Annotated in this window: 31 protein-coding genes; 11 read left to right on the forward strand and 20 right to left on the reverse strand. The window is 31.2% G+C overall.

From position 1 onward, the window contains the following. Positions 1-2: 2 nt before the first annotated feature. The 11 genes from serS to hisC all read right to left on the reverse strand — a co-directional run bounded on the left by serS (position 3) and on the right by hisC (position 8,199). Complete coding sequence (serS, locus tag B6F84_RS09810; RefSeq protein WP_148692073.1) at positions 3-1,367, reverse strand: serine--tRNA ligase; 1,365 nt, start codon at positions 1,365-1,367, stop codon at positions 3-5. A 25-nt stretch (positions 1,368-1,392) separates the two neighbouring features. Next, positions 1,393-1,791 carry a metal-sulfur cluster assembly factor gene (locus B6F84_RS09815; protein WP_148692893.1) on the reverse strand — a complete coding sequence of 133 codons (399 nt, stop codon included), beginning with the start codon at positions 1,789-1,791 and terminating at the stop codon, positions 1,393-1,395. An 83-nt stretch (positions 1,792-1,874) separates the two neighbouring features. Beyond that, the gene (gene hisI / locus B6F84_RS09820; protein ID WP_148692074.1) at positions 1,875-2,261 is read right to left on the reverse strand and encodes a phosphoribosyl-AMP cyclohydrolase; all 387 of its coding nucleotides are present in this window, start codon (positions 2,259-2,261) and stop codon (positions 1,875-1,877) included. 2 nt (positions 2,262-2,263) lie between these two features. After that, a complete protein-coding gene (hisH, locus tag B6F84_RS09825) occupies positions 2,264-2,851 on the reverse strand; it encodes an imidazole glycerol phosphate synthase subunit HisH (RefSeq protein WP_148692075.1) in 588 nt (195 codons plus the stop codon). Further along, the gene (gene hisE, locus B6F84_RS09830) at positions 2,848-3,135 is read right to left on the reverse strand and encodes a phosphoribosyl-ATP diphosphatase (RefSeq protein WP_148692076.1); all 288 of its coding nucleotides are present in this window, start codon (positions 3,133-3,135) and stop codon (positions 2,848-2,850) included. The genes hisH and hisE overlap by 4 nt, the downstream gene beginning before the upstream one ends. Next, positions 3,128-4,318: a histidinol dehydrogenase gene (gene hisD, locus B6F84_RS09835; protein ID WP_148692077.1), complete on the reverse strand. Its 1,191-nt coding sequence runs from the start codon at positions 4,316-4,318 to the stop codon at positions 3,128-3,130. Before hisD ends, hisE begins: the two co-directional genes overlap by 8 nt. Beyond that, positions 4,315-5,067, reverse strand: coding sequence for an imidazole glycerol phosphate synthase subunit HisF (gene hisF / locus B6F84_RS09840; protein ID WP_148692078.1), 753 nt, complete (start codon positions 5,065-5,067; stop codon positions 4,315-4,317). Before hisF ends, hisD begins: the two co-directional genes overlap by 4 nt. Next, positions 5,064-5,648 (reverse strand): imidazoleglycerol-phosphate dehydratase, encoded by a 585-nt coding sequence (gene hisBd / locus B6F84_RS09845; protein ID WP_148692079.1) that lies wholly within the window; start codon positions 5,646-5,648, stop codon positions 5,064-5,066. The genes hisF and hisBd overlap by 4 nt, the downstream gene beginning before the upstream one ends. Further along, positions 5,641-6,333: a 1-(5-phosphoribosyl)-5-((5-phosphoribosylamino)methylideneamino)imidazole-4-carboxamide isomerase gene (gene hisA / locus B6F84_RS09850; protein ID WP_187152780.1), complete on the reverse strand. Its 693-nt coding sequence runs from the start codon at positions 6,331-6,333 to the stop codon at positions 5,641-5,643. The genes hisBd and hisA overlap by 8 nt, the downstream gene beginning before the upstream one ends. Then, positions 6,330-7,190, reverse strand: coding sequence for an ATP phosphoribosyltransferase (gene hisG, locus B6F84_RS09855; RefSeq protein ID WP_148692081.1), 861 nt, complete (start codon positions 7,188-7,190; stop codon positions 6,330-6,332). Before hisG ends, hisA begins: the two co-directional genes overlap by 4 nt. Next, positions 7,168-8,199, reverse strand: a complete 1,032-nt coding sequence (gene hisC, locus B6F84_RS09860; protein WP_148692082.1) for a histidinol-phosphate transaminase — start codon at positions 8,197-8,199, stop codon at positions 7,168-7,170. The genes hisG and hisC overlap by 23 nt, the downstream gene beginning before the upstream one ends. A gap of 91 nt (positions 8,200-8,290) precedes the next feature. Here hisC and B6F84_RS09865 point away from each other — a divergent pair, with 91 nt between their 5' ends. Continuing rightward, positions 8,291-8,887, forward strand: a complete 597-nt coding sequence (locus B6F84_RS09865) for a hypothetical protein (protein ID WP_148692083.1) — start codon at positions 8,291-8,293, stop codon at positions 8,885-8,887. Here the strand turns inward: B6F84_RS09865 and leuS are convergent. Continuing rightward, entirely contained in the window at positions 8,877-11,738 is a 2,862-nt protein-coding gene (gene leuS / locus B6F84_RS09870; protein WP_236748942.1) for a leucine--tRNA ligase, read from the reverse strand. The two genes, B6F84_RS09865 and leuS, sit on opposite strands and share 11 nt — an antisense overlap. Positions 11,739-11,777: 39 nt before the next feature. Between leuS and B6F84_RS09875 the strand changes: the two genes are divergently transcribed. Continuing rightward, entirely contained in the window at positions 11,778-12,302 is a 525-nt protein-coding gene (locus B6F84_RS09875) for a cob(I)yrinic acid a,c-diamide adenosyltransferase (RefSeq protein WP_148692084.1), read from the forward strand. On the opposite strand, the gene B6F84_RS09880 is transcribed toward B6F84_RS09875, so the two are convergent. Both B6F84_RS09880 and B6F84_RS09885 read right to left on the reverse strand, forming a co-directional pair. Then, a complete protein-coding gene (locus tag B6F84_RS09880) occupies positions 12,278-13,237 on the reverse strand; it encodes a TIGR00269 family protein (protein ID WP_148692085.1) in 960 nt (319 codons plus the stop codon). The two genes, B6F84_RS09875 and B6F84_RS09880, sit on opposite strands and share 25 nt — an antisense overlap. Beyond that, entirely contained in the window at positions 13,234-13,515 is a 282-nt protein-coding gene (locus B6F84_RS09885) for a DUF211 domain-containing protein (RefSeq protein WP_148692086.1), read from the reverse strand. The genes B6F84_RS09880 and B6F84_RS09885 overlap by 4 nt, the downstream gene beginning before the upstream one ends. Before the next feature lie 213 nt (positions 13,516-13,728). Between B6F84_RS09885 and speD the strand changes: the two genes are divergently transcribed. Next, complete coding sequence (speD, locus tag B6F84_RS09890) at positions 13,729-14,103, forward strand: adenosylmethionine decarboxylase (protein ID WP_187152676.1); 375 nt, start codon at positions 13,729-13,731, stop codon at positions 14,101-14,103. A 488-nt stretch (positions 14,104-14,591) separates the two neighbouring features. Next, positions 14,592-14,984, forward strand: coding sequence for a hypothetical protein (locus B6F84_RS14100; RefSeq protein ID WP_236748943.1), 393 nt, complete (start codon positions 14,592-14,594; stop codon positions 14,982-14,984). Here the strand turns inward: B6F84_RS14100 and B6F84_RS09900 are convergent. Next, the gene (locus B6F84_RS09900) at positions 14,964-15,152 is read right to left on the reverse strand and encodes a PolB1-binding protein PBP2 family protein (RefSeq protein ID WP_187152677.1); all 189 of its coding nucleotides are present in this window, start codon (positions 15,150-15,152) and stop codon (positions 14,964-14,966) included. The two genes, B6F84_RS14100 and B6F84_RS09900, sit on opposite strands and share 21 nt — an antisense overlap. A 38-nt stretch (positions 15,153-15,190) precedes the next feature. Between B6F84_RS09900 and B6F84_RS09905 the strand changes: the two genes are divergently transcribed. Next, complete coding sequence (locus B6F84_RS09905) at positions 15,191-16,033, forward strand: UbiA family prenyltransferase (RefSeq protein ID WP_148692089.1); 843 nt, start codon at positions 15,191-15,193, stop codon at positions 16,031-16,033. Here the strand turns inward: B6F84_RS09905 and B6F84_RS09910 are convergent. Continuing rightward, entirely contained in the window at positions 16,010-16,954 is a 945-nt protein-coding gene (locus B6F84_RS09910) for a hypothetical protein (protein WP_148692090.1), read from the reverse strand. The two genes, B6F84_RS09905 and B6F84_RS09910, sit on opposite strands and share 24 nt — an antisense overlap. 34 nt (positions 16,955-16,988) lie before the next feature. Here B6F84_RS09910 and B6F84_RS09915 point away from each other — a divergent pair, with 34 nt between their 5' ends. The 6 genes from B6F84_RS09915 to hjc all read left to right on the forward strand — a co-directional run bounded on the left by B6F84_RS09915 (position 16,989) and on the right by hjc (position 21,993). Then, entirely contained in the window at positions 16,989-17,792 is an 804-nt protein-coding gene (locus tag B6F84_RS09915) for a GTPase (protein WP_148692091.1), read from the forward strand. Beyond that, positions 17,767-18,252 carry a magnesium-dependent phosphatase-1 gene (locus B6F84_RS09920; protein ID WP_148692092.1) on the forward strand — a complete coding sequence of 162 codons (486 nt, stop codon included), beginning with the start codon at positions 17,767-17,769 and terminating at the stop codon, positions 18,250-18,252. The genes B6F84_RS09915 and B6F84_RS09920 overlap by 26 nt, the downstream gene beginning before the upstream one ends. 227 nt (positions 18,253-18,479) lie before the next feature. After that, a complete protein-coding gene (locus B6F84_RS09925) occupies positions 18,480-20,198 on the forward strand; it encodes an acetolactate synthase large subunit (RefSeq protein WP_148692093.1) in 1,719 nt (572 codons plus the stop codon). Further along, positions 20,176-20,550 carry an ACT domain-containing protein gene (locus B6F84_RS09930; protein WP_148692094.1) on the forward strand — a complete coding sequence of 125 codons (375 nt, stop codon included), beginning with the start codon at positions 20,176-20,178 and terminating at the stop codon, positions 20,548-20,550. The genes B6F84_RS09925 and B6F84_RS09930 overlap by 23 nt, the downstream gene beginning before the upstream one ends. Then, positions 20,531-21,541, forward strand: a complete 1,011-nt coding sequence (gene ilvC / locus B6F84_RS09935) for a ketol-acid reductoisomerase (protein WP_420807158.1) — start codon at positions 20,531-20,533, stop codon at positions 21,539-21,541. Before B6F84_RS09930 ends, ilvC begins: the two co-directional genes overlap by 20 nt. A gap of 17 nt (positions 21,542-21,558) precedes the next feature. Then, entirely contained in the window at positions 21,559-21,993 is a 435-nt protein-coding gene (gene hjc / locus B6F84_RS09940; protein WP_148692096.1) for a Holliday junction resolvase Hjc, read from the forward strand. Here hjc and B6F84_RS09945 read toward each other — a convergent pair. The 4 genes from B6F84_RS09945 to B6F84_RS09960 are packed head-to-tail and all read right to left on the reverse strand — an operon-like array spanning position 21,982 to position 25,533. After that, on the reverse strand, positions 21,982-23,550 hold the full coding sequence (locus B6F84_RS09945; RefSeq protein WP_148692097.1) for a holliday junction branch migration ATPase PINA: 1,569 nt from the start codon (positions 23,548-23,550) through the stop codon (positions 21,982-21,984). The genes hjc and B6F84_RS09945 overlap by 12 nt on opposite strands. Before the next feature lie 47 nt (positions 23,551-23,597). After that, complete coding sequence (gene pdxT, locus B6F84_RS09950; RefSeq protein WP_148692098.1) at positions 23,598-24,200, reverse strand: pyridoxal 5'-phosphate synthase glutaminase subunit PdxT; 603 nt, start codon at positions 24,198-24,200, stop codon at positions 23,598-23,600. Next, positions 24,197-25,207 (reverse strand): pyridoxal 5'-phosphate synthase lyase subunit PdxS, encoded by a 1,011-nt coding sequence (gene pdxS, locus B6F84_RS09955; RefSeq protein WP_148692099.1) that lies wholly within the window; start codon positions 25,205-25,207, stop codon positions 24,197-24,199. The genes pdxT and pdxS overlap by 4 nt, the downstream gene beginning before the upstream one ends. A gap of 38 nt (positions 25,208-25,245) precedes the next feature. After that, positions 25,246-25,533, reverse strand: a complete 288-nt coding sequence (locus B6F84_RS09960; protein WP_148692100.1) for a 30S ribosomal protein S26e — start codon at positions 25,531-25,533, stop codon at positions 25,246-25,248. Between the last annotated feature and the right edge of the window lie 23 nt (positions 25,534-25,556).

Consider the following 25,556-nt stretch of genomic DNA (forward strand, 5'->3'; position numbering starts at 1 on the left):
AATTATTTCTTTCTTGGATAGATATAGTCTTTTGGAGCTTTATTGAATGGTTCTAGATATTTTCTTAACACTTTAGGAATAGTTACAGATCCGTCTTCGTTTTGGTTATTCTCTAAAATAGCAGTAATAGTTCTTGTACTAGCAATAGCTGTACTATTTAAAGTATGAACATACCCTTTCTTTCCTGCCTTTCTATCTATGTATCTTATCTTCATTCTAAATGCTTGCCAATCTGTACAATTACTACAACTAACCATTTCTCTAAATTTTGCTTGAGCTGGCATCCACGCTTCTAAATCATATTTTTTAAACGCACAAGCGCCTAAATCTCCAGACGCTATATTTATAATCCTATAAGGAATTTCCAATCCTTGGAAAATCTCTTCAACATTATTCAATAACTCTTGGTGAAGCTTTTTACTATCTTCTGGTAAACAGTAAATAAATTGCTCAACTTTATGGAATTGATGGACTCTGAAAATTCCTTTTAAATCCTTATTAGCTGCTCCCGCTTCTTTCCTAAATGCAGGACTTATTCCAGCTAGCTTTATAGGTAAGTTCTCTTTCTCAATATCTTCTTTATAATATAAAGCTGCTAAAGGATGCTCCGCAGTAGCTATTAAGTATAAATCTTCATTTTCTATTTTATATATAGCATCTTTAAAAGTGTCCATATCGATTACTGAATAAATTATCTCTCCCCTAAGCATATAAGGTGGTAATACAAGTCTGTATCCTTTAGATGTCATCACATCTATAGCATAAAGCAAGAGAGAAAAGTCCAACCAAACTATATCATCAAAAAGATAATAAAATCTGGATCCTGAAACTTGCGATGCCTTCTCTGTATTTTCTAATTTTAAAACACTTTCGAGCATATCAGCATGACCTTTAGGTTTCCATTTTAGTATTTCATAATCTACTTGATGATTAGCTAGTTGCTTATTGAATTCTTCTAGATCTTTTTCATAAACTCTAAATTTTCCCCAGAATTTTATCGGAATACTGTAATTCTCATCAGGTCCTATTGGAACGTCTTCTGCTAATATGTTAGGAAGGCTTCTTATTATATTATCTCTTTCTTCTTCTATTTGTTTTAGTTCTTTTTCTTTATTTTCTAAAACTTGAAGCAATTTCTTAGCTTCTTCAATTTTTGCTTTTCTTTCATCTGGAGAAACTCTAGGTATCTGAGAAGTTATTTGATTATGCTGATGTCTTAATTTGTCAACTTCTTGTAGTGTAGAACGCCATTTCTTATCTAATTCTACTGCCTTTAAAGCTAGAGAAGTATCCATATTCCTCTTCTTTAGACTATCTATCAATAAGTCCGGATTGCTTCTTATGAGGTCTAATAAACTCCAAGACATAATAAAACACAAAAAGTACTAGATTTTATGACTTCTGTTCTTGTGTAGAGTCTTGAGTAGGCAAACCATAAGTTTGAACCCACATTTCTACAATATCATAACCATAAAGTTTTTTAAACTTCTCTCTTCCTTCTGCAGACATTTTTAGTGGAGTCCATTGAGTATCTAAATCAATATCTACATCTACGCTTTTCGCTGGTACTGATTCTTTAATTACTTGCTCAACTGTATAAACTAAATCATCAATAACTGGGCAACCTGGAGCAGTAAGTCCAAGTCTTATGTATACGTCTCCATCATTAGAAATTTTTAACTCGTATATCAATCCTAGATTTACTATGTCTACTGGAATTTCTGGATCATAAACTTGAGATAATCCTTCCATAATTTTCTTTTTCCATTCGTCTATATTTATCTGTGACATTTCTACCATAGAAATATTATGCACAACACAAATTAATAGTTAGCTATAAAAACGTAGAATTTTTATTATTATTAATAATTCTTCTATTCTGTTTTTTCTTGAGATTGTTTAGGATTATATTTTATAAATTCTATATAATTTCTATAAAAACAAGATTGATTTCCAGTATGACACGTAGGTCCTAAAGGATTTACTAGAAAAACCAGTGCATCTTCATCGCAGTCAATAAATAAATCTTCAACTATTTGAAAATGTCCACTAGTCTCTCCCTTTAGCCAAAGTTTTTTTCTACTCAATGACCAAAAATGAGCATAACCACTAGTGAGAGTCTTAAAAACTGCTTCTTTATTCATGTTTCCTACCATTAAAACTTGCTTAGTCTTAAAATGTTGCAAAATTCCAATAACTGTATCTTCCTCATGTCTAAAATTTAGTAATTTTATAATCTTATTTGCTTCATCTTCAGACATCTTTAAGATTTTAACCACCTTTTTAAATTATAAAAGAAAATTTTTCCTGTATTGCTACTTTTTTCTGGATGAAACTGAGTACCAACAATATTATCTTTGCATATCATAACTGGATAATCAATACCATAATGACTTATCATTGCTATATTATCTTTAGTATAAGCTACATAACTATGAACGAAATACGCATATTTTCCATCCAAATTTTCCGCTAATTCACAATTTCCTAAGTTATATATTTTATCCCAACCTATATGTGGAAGCTTAACTTGCGCGTCTATTTTATCTACTTTACCTTTAAACCATCCCAAACCTTTAGAATATCCACCTTCAGTACCTTCATCAAACATTATTTGCATGCCCAAACATACTCCTAAGAAACTTATTCCGTTATTACGAAGCTCATTTATTTTATCTTTTCTATCATTTATGAATTTAGACACAGCTGAAAAAGATCCAACTCCTGGAAAAACTATTAAATCAGCCTCCTTTAACTCCTCACTTATTTCTACATCAAATCCATTCCTTTTTAATGCAGACGATATACTAAATAAGTTTCCTACACCATAATTAATTACTATGGCTTTCATTTCATCCTCCTCTTTAATTCCTTATATAAATCATCTGGACTAACATTTTCAACTGCCATTAAAACCCATAAATGATAAATAAGATCTGCTGCTTCAGAAATGAATCTTTCTCTTCCTTCGTCCAAAGATGCAACAATTGCTTCCACTGCTTCTTCTCCAACTTTTCTAGCTATGTAACCTTTACCTTTCTTAGCCAATTCAGCAGTATAACTATTCTCTGGCATACTTCTAAGCCTATCAAGAATTATATTATATAATTTATCTAATATTTCATTTTCACTCATATCTATCACTTATACTCTTTGCATGAATAACAAAACCCTCATATTTAGCTAAAGTTATTCCAGCATTTATTAAGTCTTTATTTGGAGAACTTGAATTTGCATAAGTGATAGGTTTAATAAAGTCGTAAATTGTTAGACCACCCTTAAAGCGAGACCATCCATTTGTAGGTAAAATATGATTAGGTCCTGCATTATAATCTATAATAGCTGGAGGAGTATTTCCTAAGGTTACTGCTCCAGCATTTTTAACTAGCTTCAAAGCTTCTCTAGGGCATTTAATCTGCAAAGATAAATGCTCTGGCGCTATTTTATTAGCATATTCTATAGCTTCTTTTAAATCATTAGCCAACACAACATAATATTTTCTATCAGATGAAGATAATCTTTTTTCTACTTCTTTAGCTATTTTATCAGATAACGATATTAAAACTAAAAGGCTTGAGTCTCCATGTTCTCCTTGAGCAAATAAATCGTCTGCTAAATATTCTGGATTAGCAGAATCATCTGCTATAATAACTAGTTCAGTTGGACCTTCTATTCCATCTATTCCAACGTCTTTACTTACTAAATACTTAGCAGCTTGAACATAAACGTTCCCTGGTCCTACTATTTTTTCAACTTTTGTTACACTGGTAGTACCGTAGGCTAGAGCAGAAATAGCTTGAGCTCCACCTATTTTATATACTTCCTTAATTCCAAGTCTATTAGATATGTAAGCTATTGCCGGATCTATTTCACCCTTAGTAGGTGTGGCTACGTAAATTTCCTTAACGCCAGCCACAAGTGCTGGTATTGAAGCCATTAACAAAGTGGAAGGATATAATTTTTTACCTCCTGGGACATATATTCCTAACTTTTCTATTGGTTTCCACATTATCCCAAATTCTATTCCGTTTTTTCCTCCACCCATTTGTGGAGGCATAGTTGACAAATGGAATTCTTTTAGTTGATCTATGATAATTTCTATAGCATTTCTTAGATTATTATCTATTTTTTTAGACTGATTATCTATTTCAGTTTTAGAAACTCTTATTTCATTTAATTTGATTCCATCGAATTTTTCTGTATATTCTATTAATGCAGCATCTCCTCTTTCTTTCACATCTTCAACAATCTTTTTTACCTTATCCAGAACATCCTCAAAACTAATTAGCCTAGTTTCAGGTAAAGAATTAATTATCATATTCTTACTTCAACTCCTTTATTTTTTAAGTAATTCTTAAGCTCAACTATTCTTATTATTCCATCATGAAATACTCCTGCAGCTAAAGCAGCATCAGCTTTTCCATAAGTTAAAACTTCAAAAAAATCTTCCATTTTGCCTGCACCACCACTAGCTATTACTGGTATGTTAACACTTTCCACTACTCTTCTAGTTAAATCAATATCATAGCCATTTCTTGTACCGTCTTTATCTATGCTAGTTAATAGAATTTCTCCTGATCCCAATCTTTCAACTTTTTGTGCCCACTCTATAGCATCTAATCCCGTATTATAGGTACCGGATTTTGTATATACAATCCATTTATTAGCTAAAAGCTTAGCATCAATAGCCGTTACTATAGCTTGAGCTCCAAATTCTTCTGACGCTACTGAAATTATATTAGGATTCTCAACAGCTGCAGTATTTATACTAACCTTATCAGCTCCGGAAGATAGAATCTTAGAAACATCATCTACTGATCTTATTCCTCCTCCTACAGTTAAAGGAATTGACAATACACTCGCAGTATTTTTAACTACTTCCAGAAGAGTTTTTCTTCCTTCTATGGTTGCAGAAATATCCAAAAATACTATTTCATCAGCTCCTTCTTCTTCATATTTTGATGCTAACTCTACTGGATCTCCTTTATCTTTAAGATTCAGAAAATTTACTCCTTTTACTACTCTTCCATTTTTAACATCTAGACAAGCTATAATCCTTTTTGTCATAAAGATCCCTTCGTGCTAGGAACTTCGTTAGAAACTATTCTAGTAGCCTCGTATAAGCAAAGTCCTAATCCCTTAAAAGCTGCTTCAACTATATGGTGCTCGTTCTCTCCCCTGAATTTCTTAATATGCAATGTTATTCCAGAATTAATAGCAAAAGATGAAAAGAAATGAGGAACGTTTTCCATAGATAAACCACCTATTTGTTCTCTTTTTAGATCTAATTCAGTAATACCCATACCTCTACCAGAAATATCTAAAGCAACTAAAACTAGAGCCTCGTCCATAGGAATGAAGATACTACTAAATCTCTTTATCCCTTTTTTATCACCTAAAGCTTCTTTTAATGCTTGACCTAAAGTAATCGCTGTATCTTCTACTATATGATGATCATCGTAATTTTGATGATCAACAGCTATTATTGAAGCTGAACTTTTCATATAATATAGCAAAGAGTTTAACATGTGATTGAAAAATGGCACAGGCGTATTCACTTCTATTTTGCCTGGAGAATCTATATTCAAATAAATTTGTATTGTAGTTTCTTTAGTTTCTCTCTTTATTGATGAATTTCTGTTATACAACCTTAACACCTCTAAGATTTCCAGAATAAAAAGACATACCTACTATTGCAAAATCTATTCCTTTATTTTTTAAATCTTGTAAATCTTCTATTTTTCCTATACCTCCAGCATAACCTTTAATTCCTTTAATCAAATTAACATATTTTCCTACATTCTCATCAATACCAAGCTTAGTACCTTCATTACAAACATATGTAAAAATAATTCCTTCCACATCATATTTGGATAATTGCAACAAAACATCTGATATTTTTCCTCCTTTTTCTTTCCATCCTTTTATTAAAACTACATCATTACAATAATCTATAGAAATCATAGTTTTATTGCCTAATTCTGTAGATATTTTTCTAAATTCCTGTAAATTAGTAAATGGAAGTGTAGAAATTACTATATCAGTTACGCCTAATGAAAACAATTTATTTGCTTTATCATAACTTCTTATTCCTCCACCTACTTCTATTTTATCAAAACCTATTTTAGCTATCAAAGAGATCTCTTTCTCATTATTACCTGAACCTTCAGCAGAATCTAAATCAACTACATGTATAAAATCGTATCCCTCTGAATATATTTCCTCTGCTATTTTAACTGGATCTCCTAATATAAGTCCGGAATTCTTTATTCCTTTTATTCTTTTTACTGCTTTTCCTTCACTTATATCAATACTGGGTACTATTTTCATTATTTTACTACCTTCTCTATATTTAATACTACAATATCTTTAGCCCCTGCTGCCTTAGCTTTAGCTATAACTTCAGGTAATTGAGATTCTTCCGCAACTGTAACTACTTCCCATGCATCGGATTTGCTTAGCCTAGATATCGCAGGAGATAACATTGCAGGTAATGAAGATAATACATTATCCAGATATCTATCTTCTACATTCATAAATATCATTTTTTTACCCCTAGCACTCATTACTCCTTTCATCATTGTTAGTACTAAGTTGATTCTTTCAGCTTCTTCTGTTTTCATCCAATATTTATTGCCTATTACTACACCATAAGATTCTATTACATCATCTAAAGGCTTTAATCCATGTAATTTCAATGTAGTACCTGTACTTACAACATCAATTATTGCATCTGCTGCTCCCAATGATGGCATAACTTCTGCTGCTCCACTTATTTTTACTATTTTAGCTTTTATATCGTTCTTTTCAAGATAATATTTTGCAATGTTATAATATTTTGTTGCTATTCTTATCTCTTTACCTCTTAATTCGCTTATACTACTAATCTGCCAACTTTGAGGTACTGCCAGAACTATTTTGGCTTTTCCAAAATCTAATTTAACTAATTCTTCTACTTCTGCTTCTGATTCTACTACATAATCGTGACCTGTTATTCCAATATCCGAAGCTCCTGCTTCTACTAAATTAGGGATGTCTTCTGTCCTCATCATAACTAGTTGAACTCCATCCCAACTTGTAGGTAATATTAATGCTCTTTCGTCGCTGGCTAAGGGTTTAATTCCTACTGAGGACAAAAATTGTAAGACAGGTTGTTGTAATCTTCCTTTATTTGGTATTGCTATTTTCAAGAATATCACCTAAATTTTCTATTAAAATTTCACATTGCTTTTTTGTTCCTACAGTTATTCTATAATAACCATTTATAGGCTTTCTTATAGCTATTTTTCTAGTTAAAAGAGGATTTAGCAAATCTCTATCGTCTTTTATAAAGAGGAAATTCGTTACTGACTTATAAACATGTAAGCCTAACTTCTTTAACTCATTATACAAAAATTCTCTATTTTCAGATATCTCATTAGCTATATTTTTAGCGTAAGATGGATTTTCCATTGCTACAATTCCTGCAATTAACGATGGTAGAGCTACATCAAAGGGAGTAGAAGTTTTATTTAGTGCATCTATAACTTCTTTGTTTCCTATCAAATATCCTACTCTAAAAGATGCAAGAGAAAAAGCCTTGCTTAGTGTTCTAACAATTACAATATTTGGATATTCGTTAATTAAAGAAGATACTGAATATCCTGAAAATTCATAATATGCTTCATCAAATATTATAAAACCTTTAGTATTTTCTGCTAAAGCAGATATTAATTTTTTATCAGCCTTTAACATAGGAGAACCAGTTGGATTATTAGGATCATCTATTGCTACTATTTTGGCATTTTTTGAAAGATCATATAATTTATCCAGATCCTCTTTCCACCAATCTCCATTTTCCAAAAGATTTACCCTATTTACCTTTAATCCCCTTACTGAAGAATAAACAGAATACATACTATAAGATGGATAGTTATACACTACAGTATCTCCAGGATTTGCAAAATTGTAGAACATCGATCTTAAAGCTCCATCTCCACCTGGTGTTGGAAAAATATTTGATGGTTCTACTTTGTTGTATTCAGCCACAAGATCTTTAAACCTAGCTGATAAGTCTGGGTGCTGATATCTATTACCTTGACTTAAATATTTTGTTATTTCTTGAATTATAAAATCTGGAGGAGAGTATGGAGATTCATTAAGATGTAGTCTTAATCCTTCTTTTATATCACTATAATCGTATTCTTTAGATTCTTTCAACCATTTTGGAATTAAATCGGTTGGTGCAATAAGAAACCCTAACTAAAACAGTATAAATAACTTTAAAAACTTTTCGTTGAAAAAAGTAAAAATGTTTTTAGAGAATATAATAGACAATTCAAGTTTAATTATCTCATACTACTATTCTGTAAACTTAACTATTTTGATGAATTTCGCATCTATATTACACAAAAAACGAAATAAAAATATATGTATAGCAAATTACGGAAAAATAAAATGGGAATTTTATCCTTATGAAATTGATTTTCCTATAAGATGTGACGAAAACTCTGCATTGCTAATATTTGAAGCAGAAAGCGAAAAAGAAATACCGGATAAAAAATTCTCTTTAATTACTTCATATAAAAATCTAAAAATTGATGCCATAAAAATAAAAATTGATAAAACAAGCAATAATTTATACAAGGCTATAGTAAAAGATAATGTAATCTCATTATTCAAAATAAATGAAGGAAAAATTATCGAAGAAAGATTAGATAATACTTATACTGAAATATTAAATATAATTAATGATTTAGGAGGTACCTGCGATTTAAAAGACCTTCTTAATATCTCTTCTAAAAAACTTAACACAACAAAAGAAGAAATCAAAGAAAAGCTATTATTTCTAAAGGAAATAAATAAAATAGAGATAGACAAAAATAAAGTAACTAAAATCACTCAATAATAATTGCAGGCCTTAATGGTAATGAATCTTTATTATACTTTTTCTTTATTTCATCGTTAAATTTCTCTACTTTTACTTCTATACCTAATTTATATTGAATATACTGAATCCCTTCCTTTATTACTTCTTCCTCATTAATATCATATAATGCTAGTTTTTTCATATAATCACTTAAACTATTAGCATATTCGAAAATCTTCTGGTTCTCCTTTGCTTCATTACTATTCTTTGGCTTATGCGTTGACATGAAATTCTTTAAAGTACCACCAGAATTCAAAACTTCAATAGCATCTTTTAGTAATTTCATTTTATAATCTTCTGCTACATATATTTTGATAATTTTAGGAGTACCTTTAAATACGTTTAAGATTGCCTTAACGTCATCAATTAGGTCATGATGATACTCATGAATTAGCTCAGTTTTAATATCAATTTTTCCTTCATCATATGTTGGCCATGTTTCTATTGATACAAAACCGTCTTTACCTAATAAGCTCCATATTTCTTCAGCTAAATGAGGAGCAAAAGGTGATACTAATTTAGTCCATCCTTCTAAAACTTCTTTTAGCACTTTCCCATTAGGATCTCTCTTTTCAGCCTTAATCATTTCGAAATACTCGTTTATATCAGATAACAATCCAAACAATATCATATTCAAAGCTTCTCTAAATCTCATTTGATCCATTAATGGCGTAGCTAATTTGATTACATCATTTAACCTAGACAATAACCATCTCTCTTCCATTCCATAAGTCTCTCCCTTATATTGTGATAATGAAGAAGAGATATCATAAAATCTCTTTAGAGTATCAGACACAGCCTTGGCTGAAGAATCCGTGAAGTTACTCTCTGAACCCATGTCGGCTAATGCAGCTAATACAATTCTAATCACATCAGAACCATAAATTCTAATGGCTTTTCTTAAAGGTATTATGTTTCTCAATGATTTACTCATTTTCTTTCCTTCATACAAGACTAGGCCATTTACTGCAACTCCTCTTGGCCATAGATTTTCTGGAAATACTGCAGCATGATTAAATATGAAGAAAGATAGATGGTTAGGAATTAAATCAGAACCACTATGCCTCATATCTAAAGGATACCAATACGTAAACTCCTTTCTTATATCTTCTATAATGTTTTTAGGTATTTTAGTAGATACTGCTACTTCATCTATATTTCCTTTACCTAACATAACATAGTTCCAAAAGTCTAAGGTTAATTGAGACGCATGAAGCTTATTTTCTCTTATTTTATGAGCAATAGTATAGAATGCCATATAAATAGTGGAGTCAGATAAACTTTCAATTATCCATTTTTTATCCCATGGTAATGGAGTACCTAATCCTCTAGTTCTAGCGCATGCTCTTTTTTGTAGCCAATCCAAAGCATATTCAAAGTCTTTTCTTACCTCATCTGGCACTACTCTCATTGAAGATAATAGCTTCTTAGCTAACGCTTTCCATTCTGGATTTCCATAATCTAAAAACCATTGATCCTTTAATATCTTCACGACCACTTCATTTCCACATCTACAATATACTGGCCTATTCATTATTTCAAGAATTTTAGTCCCTAAGTTATTATCAATAATAAATGATGTAATTATTTTTCTAGCATCTGGAACTGATAATCCTACTATTTCTTTTAATTTATCCTTATATTTATCCTCAACGTATTGTAATACATCATCTCTCATTTTTCCTTTATTATATTCAGTTTTATACACTAATTCTGTTAATTTTTTCAAATCAGTATCGTTTTTAGGATTATTCTTCTCTACTACTTCTACTGCTGTAGGTTTTGAATAACCTTCTACACTTACTACTGGGATAATATCTGTATGATAATTTATTTTTCGCAAATAATAGTAATCAAAAGGAGCATGAGCAGGCACACTCATTACTACACCAGTAGCAACATCTGGATCTACGAAATCCGCTGGCAATAATGGAACTTCCTTTCCAGTTATTGGATTTTTAGCTTTAAGCTTAGTTAATTCTGAACCTGAAATCTTACCTATAACCTCTACGTCGTCAATTTGAAAACCTAGTTTAAATGCAGCTCTTTCAGATACTATCATATTTATTCCTTTAATTTTAGCTAATACGTACGTTACTTTTGGATTAATCCAAATTGCTACTACTCCAAATATTGTTTCTGGTCTAAGCGTAGCTACTGGTAATACACCTTTTTCACTTTCAAAATATATTACAATATATTCTCCAATATCTGGCTCCATATCTCCCTTAGTATCGTGCATACCTACAGGTAAATTATGTACTGGACACCATCCTACTGGATGAGTATCTTTCACAATGTATCCTTTTGATTGCAAAATGTTAAATTGCCAAATAATAAATGAGGAAAATTCAGGATCTATTGTTGTAAATTCTCTTCTCCAATCTATGCTTAAACCTAATTCTCTCATTGCTTGTTTAATATCTTCCTTAAAGTAATTCGCCATAAATAGAGGATCAGATAATTTTGGTATAACATCAGATGGAATTTCATAAATGTTTTTAAAGATATCGATAACTTCTTTTTCTCCCTTAGCCACATCATCAGCCATTGTTATGATAGGTGTTCCAGTATAGTGAAATCCCATAGGAAACAATACATTATATCCTTTCATTCTCATGTATCTAGCGTAAATATCTGCTGTAGTGTAAGTCCTTCCATGTCCTAGATGAAAAGGACTATTAGGATAAGGAAAAGCTACTGTAGTAAAATACTTTTTTTCTGTATCATTTGGATTAGATTCAAATAATTTACTTTCCGCCCATTTCTTTTGCCATTTTTCTGATATATTAACAAGAAACGAGTTAAAGTTTTGAGAAATTTGACTCACCAAAACCTATTTAACTGAGGTTATTTTTAAGTTTATTAAATGTTTACAAGAAACGGAGACGATGGAAATACAGATGTAATACGAAAAAGAGTAGGCAAAGATTCCCCACTAGTTAATATGCTTGGAGATCTAGACGAAATTAACTCATTTATTGGGTTAGCAATAGCTAAAATACCTTGGGACGATATTAAATCAGATCTAAACAAAGTGCAAAGAGATCTTTTTGCTATAGGCGAAGAATTATCTACCGGAAAAATAAAAATAACTCAAGAAGACGTAAAGTTTTTGGAAGAAAGAACTATACAGTATAGAAAAGAAAGTGGACCAGTAAAACTTTTTGTAATACCTGGAGGATCAGAAGAAGCATCATACTTACACGTCGCTAGAAGTGTAGCAAGAAGAGTGGAAAGAAATTCAGTCAAATATTCAAAAGAAATCGAATTTGACAAGTGGATAATAGTATATCTAAATAGATTATCATCACTACTTTTCTCCATGGCAACGGTAGCTAACAAAAGAAAAGGAATAGAAGAAAAGATTTACGACATAAATAAATACTTCTGATCCATTAATCCAGATTTTATTAAAAGTTCACAATTTTTACAGATATCTCTTCCATAACTTGTTGGATCACCACATATCTTACATCTAGGTAGTTCTTCTCTGCTTGTATTATTTTTGATATTATCAGATATCAAATCAAATTCCTCAACTATTCTCATTAAACTACCTGGATTTTTCTCTTCGATAAGATAGAGCAAATCCCTTACTCTAGCTCTCAAAGTAGGCTTTTGAGAAATATAAGGACATTCTACATCTTGAAATTCAAATCCCTTAAAGTATGCGTACATAGTTGTTTCCCACTCATAAACCTTTCTAAGAGGCTTAACTCTAAGAACAAACCTATCACTTAACTTGAGTGGAACATCACCTAGTCTTACTAGCCTTTTTATATCTCCTCTCAATAAATTTACAATAATAGTCTGAGCTTCATCATCTAAATTATGACCTGTGGCTACTAAATCAGCCTTAACTTTCCAGCCTGCATTATTTATAAGCTTCCTCCTAAAACCTCCACAGAATGTACATGCTGCAATATTTAAGCCCCTATTCTTTGACGACGAAATCATTTCGTCTAAAGAATAGCCTACTTCTTCCTTAAAGGAAGAAGAAATAAGTTCAATACCTAAATCATCTAAATATTTCTTTAATTTCATTGCAGCTTCTTTTCTATTATAACCAGAAATTCCTTCTACAATATTAAAAGCTATAAGCTTCTTAGGATTAACAATAGATGCCAAAGTATCAGCCAAAGTTAAACTATCCTTTCCTCCAGATACAGCCAATAACACTTTATTAGCTTTTAATATTCCTTGTTTTTCAGCTTCTTCCCTAACTCTCCTCCTTACATCATCAATAAAGCAATCTTTGCAAAGTCTCCTTCCAGAATAAGGTTGATATATCACTGCATCTTTTGATTTGCATATGTCGCATTTCATTTTCCTTTTCTACCTTCTATTATTCTATTTCCACTAGCTACTTCATCAATGCTGTGGATTGCGCATCCTTCTTCTTCTAATACTTTCCTGATATCTTCAAAATTTACATTAGGGCCTTCAACTACTACCATTAAACCCATAGTCTCAACGTCCATATCAGTAACGCTAATATTGACTCCATCTATGCCTTCTATCTCGTTTAGTTTTTCAGCTAAATCAACTATTGTAGAACCTTTTATAGGTTTTAAAACATCAAGAACGATTCTCCTTATACTCACGACAGATCTTTAATAATAATAATAATTTCTGACGTTAAAAAATTATTTAGAGCATTAAGTTAGTTACTAAGCTTCATTAATAGTTACAATGAATTATTAAGCCAAAATAAATATTTATTATAATTCGACTACTATAAATAAGGGTTTATAAAGGCTTCTCTTTTAGGTTAATTTTAAATAAAAAGAAGAGGGGGTATATAAAGGGGGGTAAATATGATGGGGGTAAAGCAAGAAATATTTCCTAAAGTAGTCGGAAAGCAAGTCTATGGAAATCTCTATAACTGTGATGAAAACACTTTAAAGAACATAGAAGATTTAAAGAGAATAGTTACTAATGCTGCAAAAATTGGAAATATGACTCTCCTTGATATTAAAGCCTGGAAGATTGGAGAAGGAGCTAGTGTTGTAGCTATAATTTTAGAAAGTCATATTACAATTCATACCTGGCCGGAATATGATTTTGCAACAGTTGATGTTTACTCTTGTGGACCTCATTCTGACCCTAAAAAAGCTTTTATGTATATAGTAGAAGAATTAAAAGCAAAAAGATATATTATGAATGAGGCTGATAGATCATCAGACTTTTAATCGTAGGAGGAGGACTAGCTGGATTATTAACAGGCTATAAGAATAAAGATAATGAAGTAATAATTTTTGATAGAAAAAGATTTCCAGGCAAAAAGTGTACTGGAATTATAAGTTATTCTACTTTTGAAAAACTTGGCATTTCAAAAGAATTCATAGAAGGCAAATTTAAGGAAATAGAAATCATTGTTGATAATAAATATTCTGTATATATCAAAACCAATGTTATAAGATTAGACAGAGTAAGTCTAGAAAAATGGCTTGATTCGAATTTAAACGTAATAAGACCAGTAAATGCCATAATAAAGAATCGAAATGAAGTAATAGTAAATGATACTAAATATTCCGGCGAGGTAATAGATGCGTCTGGATGGAAAGGTAAAGCTAAATGGATTAAAGCACTGGAGGAAGTTAAGGAACCGATACAAGAAGATAAAATTATAGTTTACATAAATTCAAAAAATAAAGGAGGTTTTTCATGGATAGTTCCGTTGCCAACTAGAACATTAGTAGGCTCTCTAGCATATTCAAGTCCAGAATTATTTTTACCAAAACTGGATAAAAGAAGAATAGAAATACATGGAGGAAGTATTCCAAGAACTAAACCTATAAGAACGGAAGTTAAAAGCATAGGAGATAGAACAGGATTAATAAAAACATTTACTGGCGGAGGAATATTCGGAATAGCCGAACTCTTAAGTACAAATAATTACGAAAAGACTTTTTCGAAATTGTCCAAAGAGATAATTAGACAATATTATTTGACTTTAACACTAGAGAAAAGCTGGTGGTTTTGGATTCACTTTGCTAGATTATTTAAGGATAGAACAATAAATGCAGATAAAGAATTTGATTTTCATTCTTTACTTTTTACTCCTCACTAGGTTATAACATCCTTCTCCTTTTTCTATTACTCCTTTTTCCATAAGCTCTGCTATAACTTTCTCAGGCTCTTTAACTCCTAGAGCTTTTAAATCTCTAACTGCTATAATTTCTCCAACAGAAAGATATTTTTTAAAATATTTTTCTGCTATCTCTAGGTCTGTTTCCATAATAAAAATTTATTTCCTTATACACATTTAACGCTATCGTGAGTTCATATTTAAAATTAGTAAGGATACACAATGTTGTTGGGGCTGCTTTAGGAGATTTTACAGGCTATGTTGTTGCATCAGAATGGAGATTTGACATAAAATCGATTATTCTTTCAATACTGATAGTTGCATTAGTTGCAGCAGGTGGATATGCAATTAATGATGTGTATGATATAGAAATTGATAAAATCAATAAACCAGATAGACCATTACCATCTGGAAAGATAAAACTAAAAAATGCTGTAATATTGTCTTACGCAACTATGATTATAGGAGTATTTCTATCAATATTTTTAGGCTATATACAGTTTTTAATAGCTTTGATAACTGCAGTCCTTTTATTCTATTATGCAAAATCTCTTAAAAGACAGGGATTACCAGGTAACTTAGTGGTAGCATTAACAACTGCTTTTTCAATATTTTATGGTGGAGTAGCGTTTTTTCAAGGGAGTTGGTTAGAAAGAGTTATCATACCTACTGTATATTCTTTCCTTTTAACATTAGGTAGAGAATTCGTAAAAGGCATAGAAGATTATGAAGGAGATAAAACATACAACGTAAAGACATTGGCTACAACATTAGGAATTAAAAATGCATGGAAAATATCAAGAATTGTTTTAATTAGTATGCTGATAATTTCACCTTTACCTCTTTTATTAGGTTTTAATGTATTCTATATTATAATATTAATTCCATTTTTCTATTTTACTTTAAGAGCCATACTAAGCGAAACAACAAGCAAAGGAGGAGGATACGCTAGAGGATTCTTAAAAGTATCTGCTTTTTTAGGCATGATAGCGTTTATAATAGGAAGTTTACCAATTTACATCCTTGTCTAAAACTTTTCTTAAACCACTTTTAATCCCAACAATCCTTAAATGCAAATTGCCTTTTTTAGGTATATTAAAAGAATATTCTATTTTATCTCCAACCTTAATATTATTAAACGTTTTGAAATTTACAGTTATTCCATTTAACATTGCATTAACGATTAATTTATCTAACTCTATCTCACTTATGTTTTCTAAAGAAATTATAACTTCGTTACTATTCGTTTTAGCCTCAACATTTACATCAATTTTAGGTGAAATACTTCTTACAGAATAATGAAGATAAACAAAAGCAGGATTCTTTTGGGAAGAATCATGAAATATACTCACGTTTCCTTCTGCTTCTATCTCATCACTGTCTTGACTATCACCTATTTCGTTTATTACCCCTTCACTATTCATTATTTTTAACTTTGACTTGTTAGGATTTCTTACTATTATATAATTTTTCTTTTGTATGCAGTTAAAATCTATTTTTTCTAAGGGCTTAATTAAAAGTATACCGCTTTCTAGATTATATTCAGTATTAATTTCTGGTGCATCATACATTAGCACTGAATTTACTACTTGAACTGATATTCCTTCTATTGATGCATGACTAACAATAAACTCGTTCTTTCCTGCTATAACTAAAGGGGTTATATCAAATAGATGTAGATTTATAAAATTATTTCCATAACGAATACTATAATTTGGCTTGAATTCTTTCGTTAAAGAAAAATTGTTTAACCATAGGCGCCATTTTATAGAATTATCTTTACTTTCTGTTATCAAAAGAATATATGCTCTCATTGGCTTCTTTTCAGCATAGAAAGGATATTTTAGTTCTCTATTTTCTGCATTAAGTCTAGTAGATTTTAACATTGAGGAATATTCAATAGTTCCTTGAATACTGCCCTCGTCAAATATAGCTAGCTTACCATTAGGCATGAATATATAATTATGTATTAAGAAAATAAAATGAATGCTGACGAATGTACTTAATGTTATAAGAAAATCTGATGTAGTGCTAGAAGTAATAGACTCAAGAGAACCAGATTTAACTAGATCACATAAAATAGAAAATTACATAGAAAAATTAAACAAAGGATTAATTTTAGTGATAAATAAAGGAGATTTAGTTCCAAGAGATGTAATAGAAAAATGGACAAATTATTTCAGGAAAGAAGGATTAGCTGCAGTATATATTTCAGCAACAAATCACATGGGAACTAGAATACTAAGGCATTACATTAGAGAAAAACTAAAGGGAAACGAAGGAGTTGTATGCTTTATAGGATATCCAAAAACTGGAAAATCCTCTATTATAAACGCTTTAAAAGGAAAACATTCAGCTTCTACATCCGCACACCCAATGTCTTATGGGTATACAAAAACAGTACAAAAATTCAGAATAGATAGCAAAATTTATGCATGGGACACGCCAGGAATAATACCCCCAGATGGAAGCCAGCTGGAAAGAATAATTAGAGGTTATCCAGTAGAAAAATTAGAAGATCCAGTAAAAGCAGCACTATTATTAATATCTAGAATATTACAGTTTGACAAGAATTCACTAATATCAGCATACAAAACAGATTTTACTGATGGACTAGATTTACTTAAAAAAATTGCAATTAAGAGAGGATGGTTCTATAAAAAAGATAAAGAACCAATAATAGAAGAAGCTGCTAGACAATTAATAAGAGATTATCACGAAGGAAAGATAACTTATTTTACCCTTCCACCTTTAGACAATAATAATGAAAATAAAGTTAGTAATATTTGACGCAGACAAAACTTTATGGGATCACTATAATATTTCTGAATTTCAAGATCCTATAAAGATAATAAATGAAAATGAAATTGAAGATTATAAAGGAAGAAAACTTAAAGTATTTCCAGAAGTTAGAAATACTTTACATGAACTTAAAGATAAAGGAATAATTTTAGGCTTAGCAACATGGAATTTTCCAGATAAAACTGAAAAAATACTCAAAATATTAAACCTTTATAACTATTTTGATATCATAATTTCAAGAGACTTCCCGTATAAGTTTATAATGATATCAGAAATATACAATGAATTAAGAAAAAAAGGAATTAAAGTAAAACCAGAAGAGATTATGTTTATAGATGATAGAAGAAGCCACTTCGGTAATGTATGGCTATATCTTGGGAATATAAACTGCATAGAAATGTGGAAAGATATAAAAAATCATAAAGAAATACTTTTCCTTATAGAATGAAATGTTTTTAATTTTAGACAACTTTAACTTTTTAAACAATTAAAAAGTTTCAGTTTGTAAATGTATATATTAACAATAATGCTTAAAAACACTCTCTACTATTTGGTTAGTCGGGAAAAAAGATGATAGGTGACTGTACCCTCCAAATCGACTAAGTTACCTAAATTCTACGCAAATCAAGTTAATGAGAAAAATAGTTTATACAATAAAAATTTTGGTGATAAAAAATGCCAAATGGAGCTAGAATTATAGTAGAAGCTTTAAAAAGAGAAGGAGTAAAAACAATCTTCGGAATACCAGGATTATATAACATGCCATTTTATGATGAACTATATTACGAAATAGAAAATCAAGAAATAAGACACGTATTAATGAGACATGAACAGGCAGCAGCACATGCAGCTGATGGTTTCGCAAGAGTTACTGGATTTCCTGGAGTAGTAACTGCTACATCTGGACCTGGAGCAACAAACTTAGTTACTGGATTCATAACTGCTTATTGGGATAGTTCTCCAATAGTAGCAATAACAGGTCAAGTTAATAGAGCTGTAATAGGAAAAATGGCTTTCCAAGAATCTGATACTCCAGGTATATTTAAAGATGTTTCAAAATATGTAGTACAATTAAAACAAGTTCAAGAAATTCCATTATGGATAAAGAATGCATTTTATATTGCTACTACTGGAAGACCAGGTCCAGTTGTAGTAGATATTCCAAGAGACGTACAAATTGACAAATTGGACGATGTACAATGGCCAGAAAAACCTTTAGTAAAAGGATATAAACCATTTAAAACAGAAATAGATCCAATTAAACTAAAGAAAGCAGCAGAAATACTAGTAAATGCAGAAAAACCAATTATTTTGGTAGGAACTGGTGCAGTATGGTCCGGAGCTACTCCCGAAATTCTGAATCTAGCTGAAACATTAATATGTCCAATAACATCTACATTACCAGGTAAATCCGCAATACCTCATGATCATCCTTTATATTTAGGGCCTATGGGCTATTATGGTAGAGCCGAAGCATCTTTAGCAGCACTAGAATCCGACGTAATGGTAGTTATAGGAGCTAAATTAAGCGATAGAACGTTTACTTCATATGACGAAATGGTAGAAACTGGAAAGAAATTCATCATGATAAATATAGATCCAACTGACTCTGAAAGAGCATTTAAAGTAGATGTACCAATGTATGGAGATGCTAAAGTTCTAACTAGAGAATTACTAAATGCGGTAATGAAAGTCGGAACCAAGAAAGATAGATCAGCATGGATGAAGAGAGTAAAAGAACTTAGAGATTATTATTCACAATTCTATTATCCAGACGAGCCAGGTAAAATAAAGCCTTGGAAAGCATTAAAAACAATTAGACAAGCAATACCCAGAGATTCCATAGTAACAACTGGTGTAGGTCAACATCAGATGTGGGCAGAAGTATTCTGGGAGGTATTAGAGCCTAGAACTTTCTTATCTTCTACTGGAATGGGGACAATGGGATTTGGATTACCAGCAGCAATGGGAGCAAAATTAGCTAGACCAGATAAAGTAGTAGTAGATTTAGATGGAGATGGATCGTTCTTAATGACAGGAAATAATTTGGCTACAGCAGTTGATGAGCACATACCTATAATATCAGTAATATTCGATAATAGAAGCTTAGGATTAGTAAGACAAGTACAAGATTTATTCCAAGAAAAAAGAATAGTAGGAGTAGAATATGGTCCATCGCCAGATTTTGTAAAATATGCTGAATCATTTGGCGCATTAGGATTTAATGCAGATAGTTACGAAGAATTAGAAAAAGATATTAAGACTGCGATTAAAGAAAATATTCCAGCAGTAATTAGATTACCTATAGATAGACAAGAATTAGCATTACCCACCTTACCTCCAGGTGGAAAATTAAGACAGGTGATAGTAAGTGACCCAAGAAAAAATAGTTAAAGTAATTGGATATTATAGAGATCCAGGATTCCTAGAGAGAATAATAAGCAACTTCAGAAAACTATGGGTAGATATAGACTGGATGACTGCAAGAAAAATAAACGATGAAGGATTATACGAAGTTTACTTAAGCATAAGAAATGTAAAAAATACTGAATTGGCAATATTAAACTTAAGTAAAACGGTTGATATAGAAAAAGTAGAAGTACTAGAAGACGGAAAGTTAGTTAAATACTATGCTAATGAAAAAGGAGAAATATCAAGTGACGAAAACGAAGGTAATATCAGGATTTTTGTACCCGTATATTCTAAAGTAACTACATATAGTTGGGGTGAAAAAAGTGGTAGCTAAAATATACACAGATCAAGATGCAAATTTAGATAAAATAAAGAATAAAAAAATAGCAGTATTAGGATATGGAAGCCAAGGAAGAGCATGGGCATTAAATCTAAGAGATTCAGGATTAAATGTTACTGTTGGTCTAGAAAGAGAAGGAAACTCTTGGAAACAAGCTGAAAAAGATGGATTTAAGCCAGTTCATACTGAAGAAGCAGTAAAGAATGCCGATATAGTTATTTTCCTAGTACCAGATATGGTCCAAAGATATGTATACTTAGAAAAAGTTAAACCATATTTGAAAGAGGGAATGGATCTAGTATTTGCACATGGATTTAATATTCATTACAGATTAATTGAACCACCTAAGAACGTAGACGTATATATGGTAGCACCAAAAGGTCCAGGTCCAACAGTCAGAGATTTCTATACAAAGGGTGGCGGAGTTCCATCACTAATAGCAGTTCATCAAGATTACTCTGGAGAAGCTAAAGAAAAAGCATTAGCAATAGCAAAAGGAATAGGATCTACGAGAGCTGGTGTAATAGAAACCACTTTTAAAGAGGAAACAGAAACTGATCTATTCGGCGAACAAACTACATTAGTTGGCGGAGTTATGGAATTAATGAGATCAGCTTTTAAGACTCTAGTCGATTTAGGATACCAACCAGAAGTAGCGTATTTCGAAACTATAAATGAAATGAAAATGATAGTTGACATTATATATGACAAAGGGTTTAGCGGAATGCTAAAAGCAGTTTCTGACACAGCAAAGTATGGAGGATTAACATCAGGTAAATATGAAATAAACGAAGACGTTAGAAAAAGAATGTTAGAGATTGCTGAAAAGATAAGATCTGGAAAATTTGCAGAAGAATGGATAGAAGAATACGGTAGAGGAAGCCCAACAATTAAAGAAGGTATGGAAGAAGTAGAAAATAGCTTAGAAGAACAAACTGGTAGAAGATTAAAAGAACTTATTGAAAGAGGAAAACCTAAATCTTAGATTTTTTAATTATTATTGTGAATGAGAGAAAGAGTAAAGCAAGCAGTATAGAAAGACAAGTTCTTTCCCTATTAAGAGATAGGGGATTTGCAGTAATTAGAGCACCAGCAAGCGGAAGTAAAAGAAAAGATCCTATTCCAGATATAGTAGCATTAAAAAATGGAATAATCCTTCTAATAGAAGTTAAAAGTAGAAAAATGAAAAATAAAGTTTATATTGGAAGAGACCAAGCAGAAGGAATCTTAGACTTTGCAAGAAAAAGTGGAGGAGAAATTTTTATAGCTATTAAATTTCCCAAATTCCTTAAATTTGTTAGATTTGAAAAACTAAGAAAAACAAGCTCAGGAAATTATGTAGCAGATGAAGATACTATAAATGAAGGATTAACAATAGACGATCTTACTAGATATGTAGAATCAAAATTTTCAAAAACTTTAGATTCATTCATCTGAATTATCATTATTTGACTCATTACTAGCCCCATTACTAGACTCTCCTAAAGTTATTTTAATCCTTATTCCATGCTTTTTCTCTAATTTTCTTATTTTATTATTTAATCTTCTATTAAATTTACCTATTTCGTTCTTTGGTATTTTGATAATATATTCACCATTTTCATACTTAACATCGGCATCAGGTATACTTTGCATAACAGTCTTAGCTATTTTAGATTCTATAGTGTTAGAAGATGTAGTCCTAGTAGCAGGAACTATCATAGTCTGTTCTCCGAAAACATATATTTCGTATTCTACAGTATCAGTCATAAAATCTTTTATTTCGACAACTGGCCTAGCTAAGTCAGCTTCTTTTAATCCTAGAGGAACTTTTACAGTCATTTCTAAACTATATACTTTCTTTACGCTTCCTTCACTGATGAATATCACAGTATCTAAAATTCCTGGTATAGTACCTAAATCAATCCTACTTAAAAATCTATGAATAGCATCTATTGGAGTAGTAGCGTGAACAACTCCTATCATCCCTATACCTGCAAGTCTTAAATCAATGTATAATCTAAAATCATCATCATTTCTCATTTCATCGTAAACAGTATAATCAGGCCTACTTAATAATAGAATATCGTGAAGTTCGCCTATTTCTGCATAATTTTTAGAGTACTGTGTAATATCAGGAGGTAAATGCATATCTCTTGGTGATTCTATAGTCTTAACAATTTTACCTAGTTGCATGTAATATTCAGCTAAAGCTTGTGCAAAAGTAGTTTTACCCATACCTGGAGATCCTGCGATCAAAATACCTTCAGCTCTGTTTTTCAATCTCTCTATCAATTTATCTGCTAGATTATATTCTTGTAAAGATTTCTTAGTTACGGGTCTAGTAATAGTAACCTCCCATCCATCACTTAATGGTGGTCTAGTAATAACTATTCTATAGTTACCTAATTGAACTATAGTAGAACCTTTTCTTTCTATCTCTATGAACGAGTTTTTGACATATCGTATCGAATTTATGATTTCAGAAACTATATGTTTTATATCTTCAGCAGTAGTAACAGAATTAGATAAGTTAACAAACTGCCAACTACCAGGCTTTCCCTTTTTTGCTTTAGGAATAGTATCCTCCTTTAAGTGAACGCTCATAGTATTCTCATCAAACATCTTTTCAATACTCAACTCTGGTTGACTTGGCTCCAAGTATATAACAGAAATTCCTAAAAATTGAGAAACTTGTTTTTGAATTTCATCTGAAGTCACGATAGTACATCCTTTTTCTTTGCAATATTCTCTAATTGCTTGATCAACATTTGAAGAATATTCTCCAACAAATTCAACACTAAACAAATATCTTTCAGAAACTTCTTTTATTCTCTGAATTTCATCTAAAGCTAATTCTCCTGAAAGTAATCCATCTCTAGTTTCTTTTTCTAGTTCAGACAACAATGATCTATGAATAAGAATATTACCATTTATCACTCCTTTTTCTATATATCTAGAAACACCTTCTAATAATGCAGACTTGTCAACAAGTAGCTCATTATTATTCGACAAAAGTATTTTCCCCACTACGTAAAAAATTGACAATGTACATTAAAAAATTATTTCTTTATTAAAGATATGAAGTATTCATGGACTAATGTAGTTCCAGATAATTCTGGATGAAAAGTAGTAGCTAGTAGATTTCCTTCTTGAACCATGGTATATGTACCATTTAATTCTGATAATACTTTTGAATTCCCCCAAACTTTAGTTATTGCTGGAGCTCTAATGAAAACAACTTTAGCAGTACTACCACCTATCTTACTTAAGTCTATTAATGCCTCAAAACTTTCTCTTTGTCTACCATAATAATTCCTTATAACAGTGATATCCATAGTACCTATTAATGGCTGAGATTTTTTACCAACTTTAGCATCGCTAACATCTTTAGCTAGCATAATTGCACCTGCACAAGTTCCTAATACTGGAAGACCTTCTAAGATTTTATCTTTTAATGGTTCTAATAATCCCATTTTCTGAGCTACTATACCAATAGTAGTGCTTTCTCCTCCTGGAATTATTATACCGTCTACGCTATTTAACTCATTAACCTTCTTAACTGGAACTACGTCGCCATCAATTTTCAAATTAAATAAAGCTCTTTTAGTCTGTAATGCATGCTCTTCAAAACTACCTTGATAAGCTAAAATACCTACTTTCATGTGTCCCTCACTTGCAATAATTCTTCTGGTTTTAATGTCTTAATATCAATACCCATCATTGATTTTTCTTCAGTTATCATTTTTTGTGCTTCTAATACTACTTCTGGATATTCCCATCCAGATACTGAAAGAACTATAGCTTTAGCTCTTTCTGATGGATCTTGACTCTTAAATATTCCTGAACCTACAAACACACCATCTGCTCCTAACCACATCATTAATGCAGCGTCAGCTGGAGTAGTTATTCCACCAGCTGCAAAGTTGACTATTGGTAATCTTTTTATTTTTGTAGTTAATTCTACCAATTCATAAGGAACTTGGTATTCTCTAGCTTTTTTGACTCTATCCTCTTCTGACATACTTGCTAAGGCGTTTATTTCTGAATTTATTATCTTCATATGTTTTACTGCTTCGCTTACGTTTCCAGTTCCTGGCTCACCTTTAGTTCTTATCATTGACGCACCCTCAGTGATTCTCCTTAACGCTTCTCCTAAATTTCTAGCCCCATTAACAAATGGAACCTTAAATTCCCATTTATTTATATGATGTTCTTCGTCAGCTGGTGTTAATACTTCACTTTCGTCTATTGTGTCTACTCCTAAAGCCTCTAGTAATTTTGCCTCATAATAATGACCAATTCTTACTTTTGCCATTATTGGTATTGTTATAGAATTCATTACTTCTTCTATTATCTTAGGATCAGCCATTCTTGCTACTCCGCCTGATTTTCTTACATCATAAGGTAATTTATCTAAAACCATAACTGATGTAGCTCCTGCATCTTCTGCTATACTTGCTTGATTAACGTTAGTAACATCCATTATTACTCCTCCTTTTTGGAATATTGGAAAAGCGTGTTTTACTCTTACAGTACCATTAGCTATATTTGATACTTCTTTTTCTGGTAAATACGAAAGTAAACCAGAATCTTTTAGTATATCTCTAACTTCAGCAAGTTTGTAGAAGAATTCTTCAATTTCGTTGAAGGATAACTCGTATAGCCTCATAATTAAAGAAAAACGTAAAATAACATAAAAAATTTTTATTAAAATGTTGTGGGATGTATTTTCCTTTCGTTTTCAGCTCTAATTTTAACTATACCAAAGTGTATTGCACAATTAATACAATAGCATTTCCTAACGGGATATCTAGGAATTATAGCTCCTTTCTTTTCTAATTCCGCTGCTAATGCAGGTTCTACTGGAGTATACATTCTTGTTACGCATATTGCTTTATCTTCTGGAACTCTAGCTCCACAGTTATCGCATGTTATATATCCAACATGTCCTTTGTCTCCTTTTCTTCTGCCTCTATTCTCTCTTTTTTTAGGCAAATTAGCACCCATTTAAATTCAGA

The sequence above is a fragment of the Acidianus manzaensis genome (genome assembly GCF_002116695.1).
Taxonomy (GTDB): Archaea; Thermoproteota; Thermoprotei_A; order Sulfolobales; family Sulfolobaceae; genus Acidianus; species Acidianus manzaensis.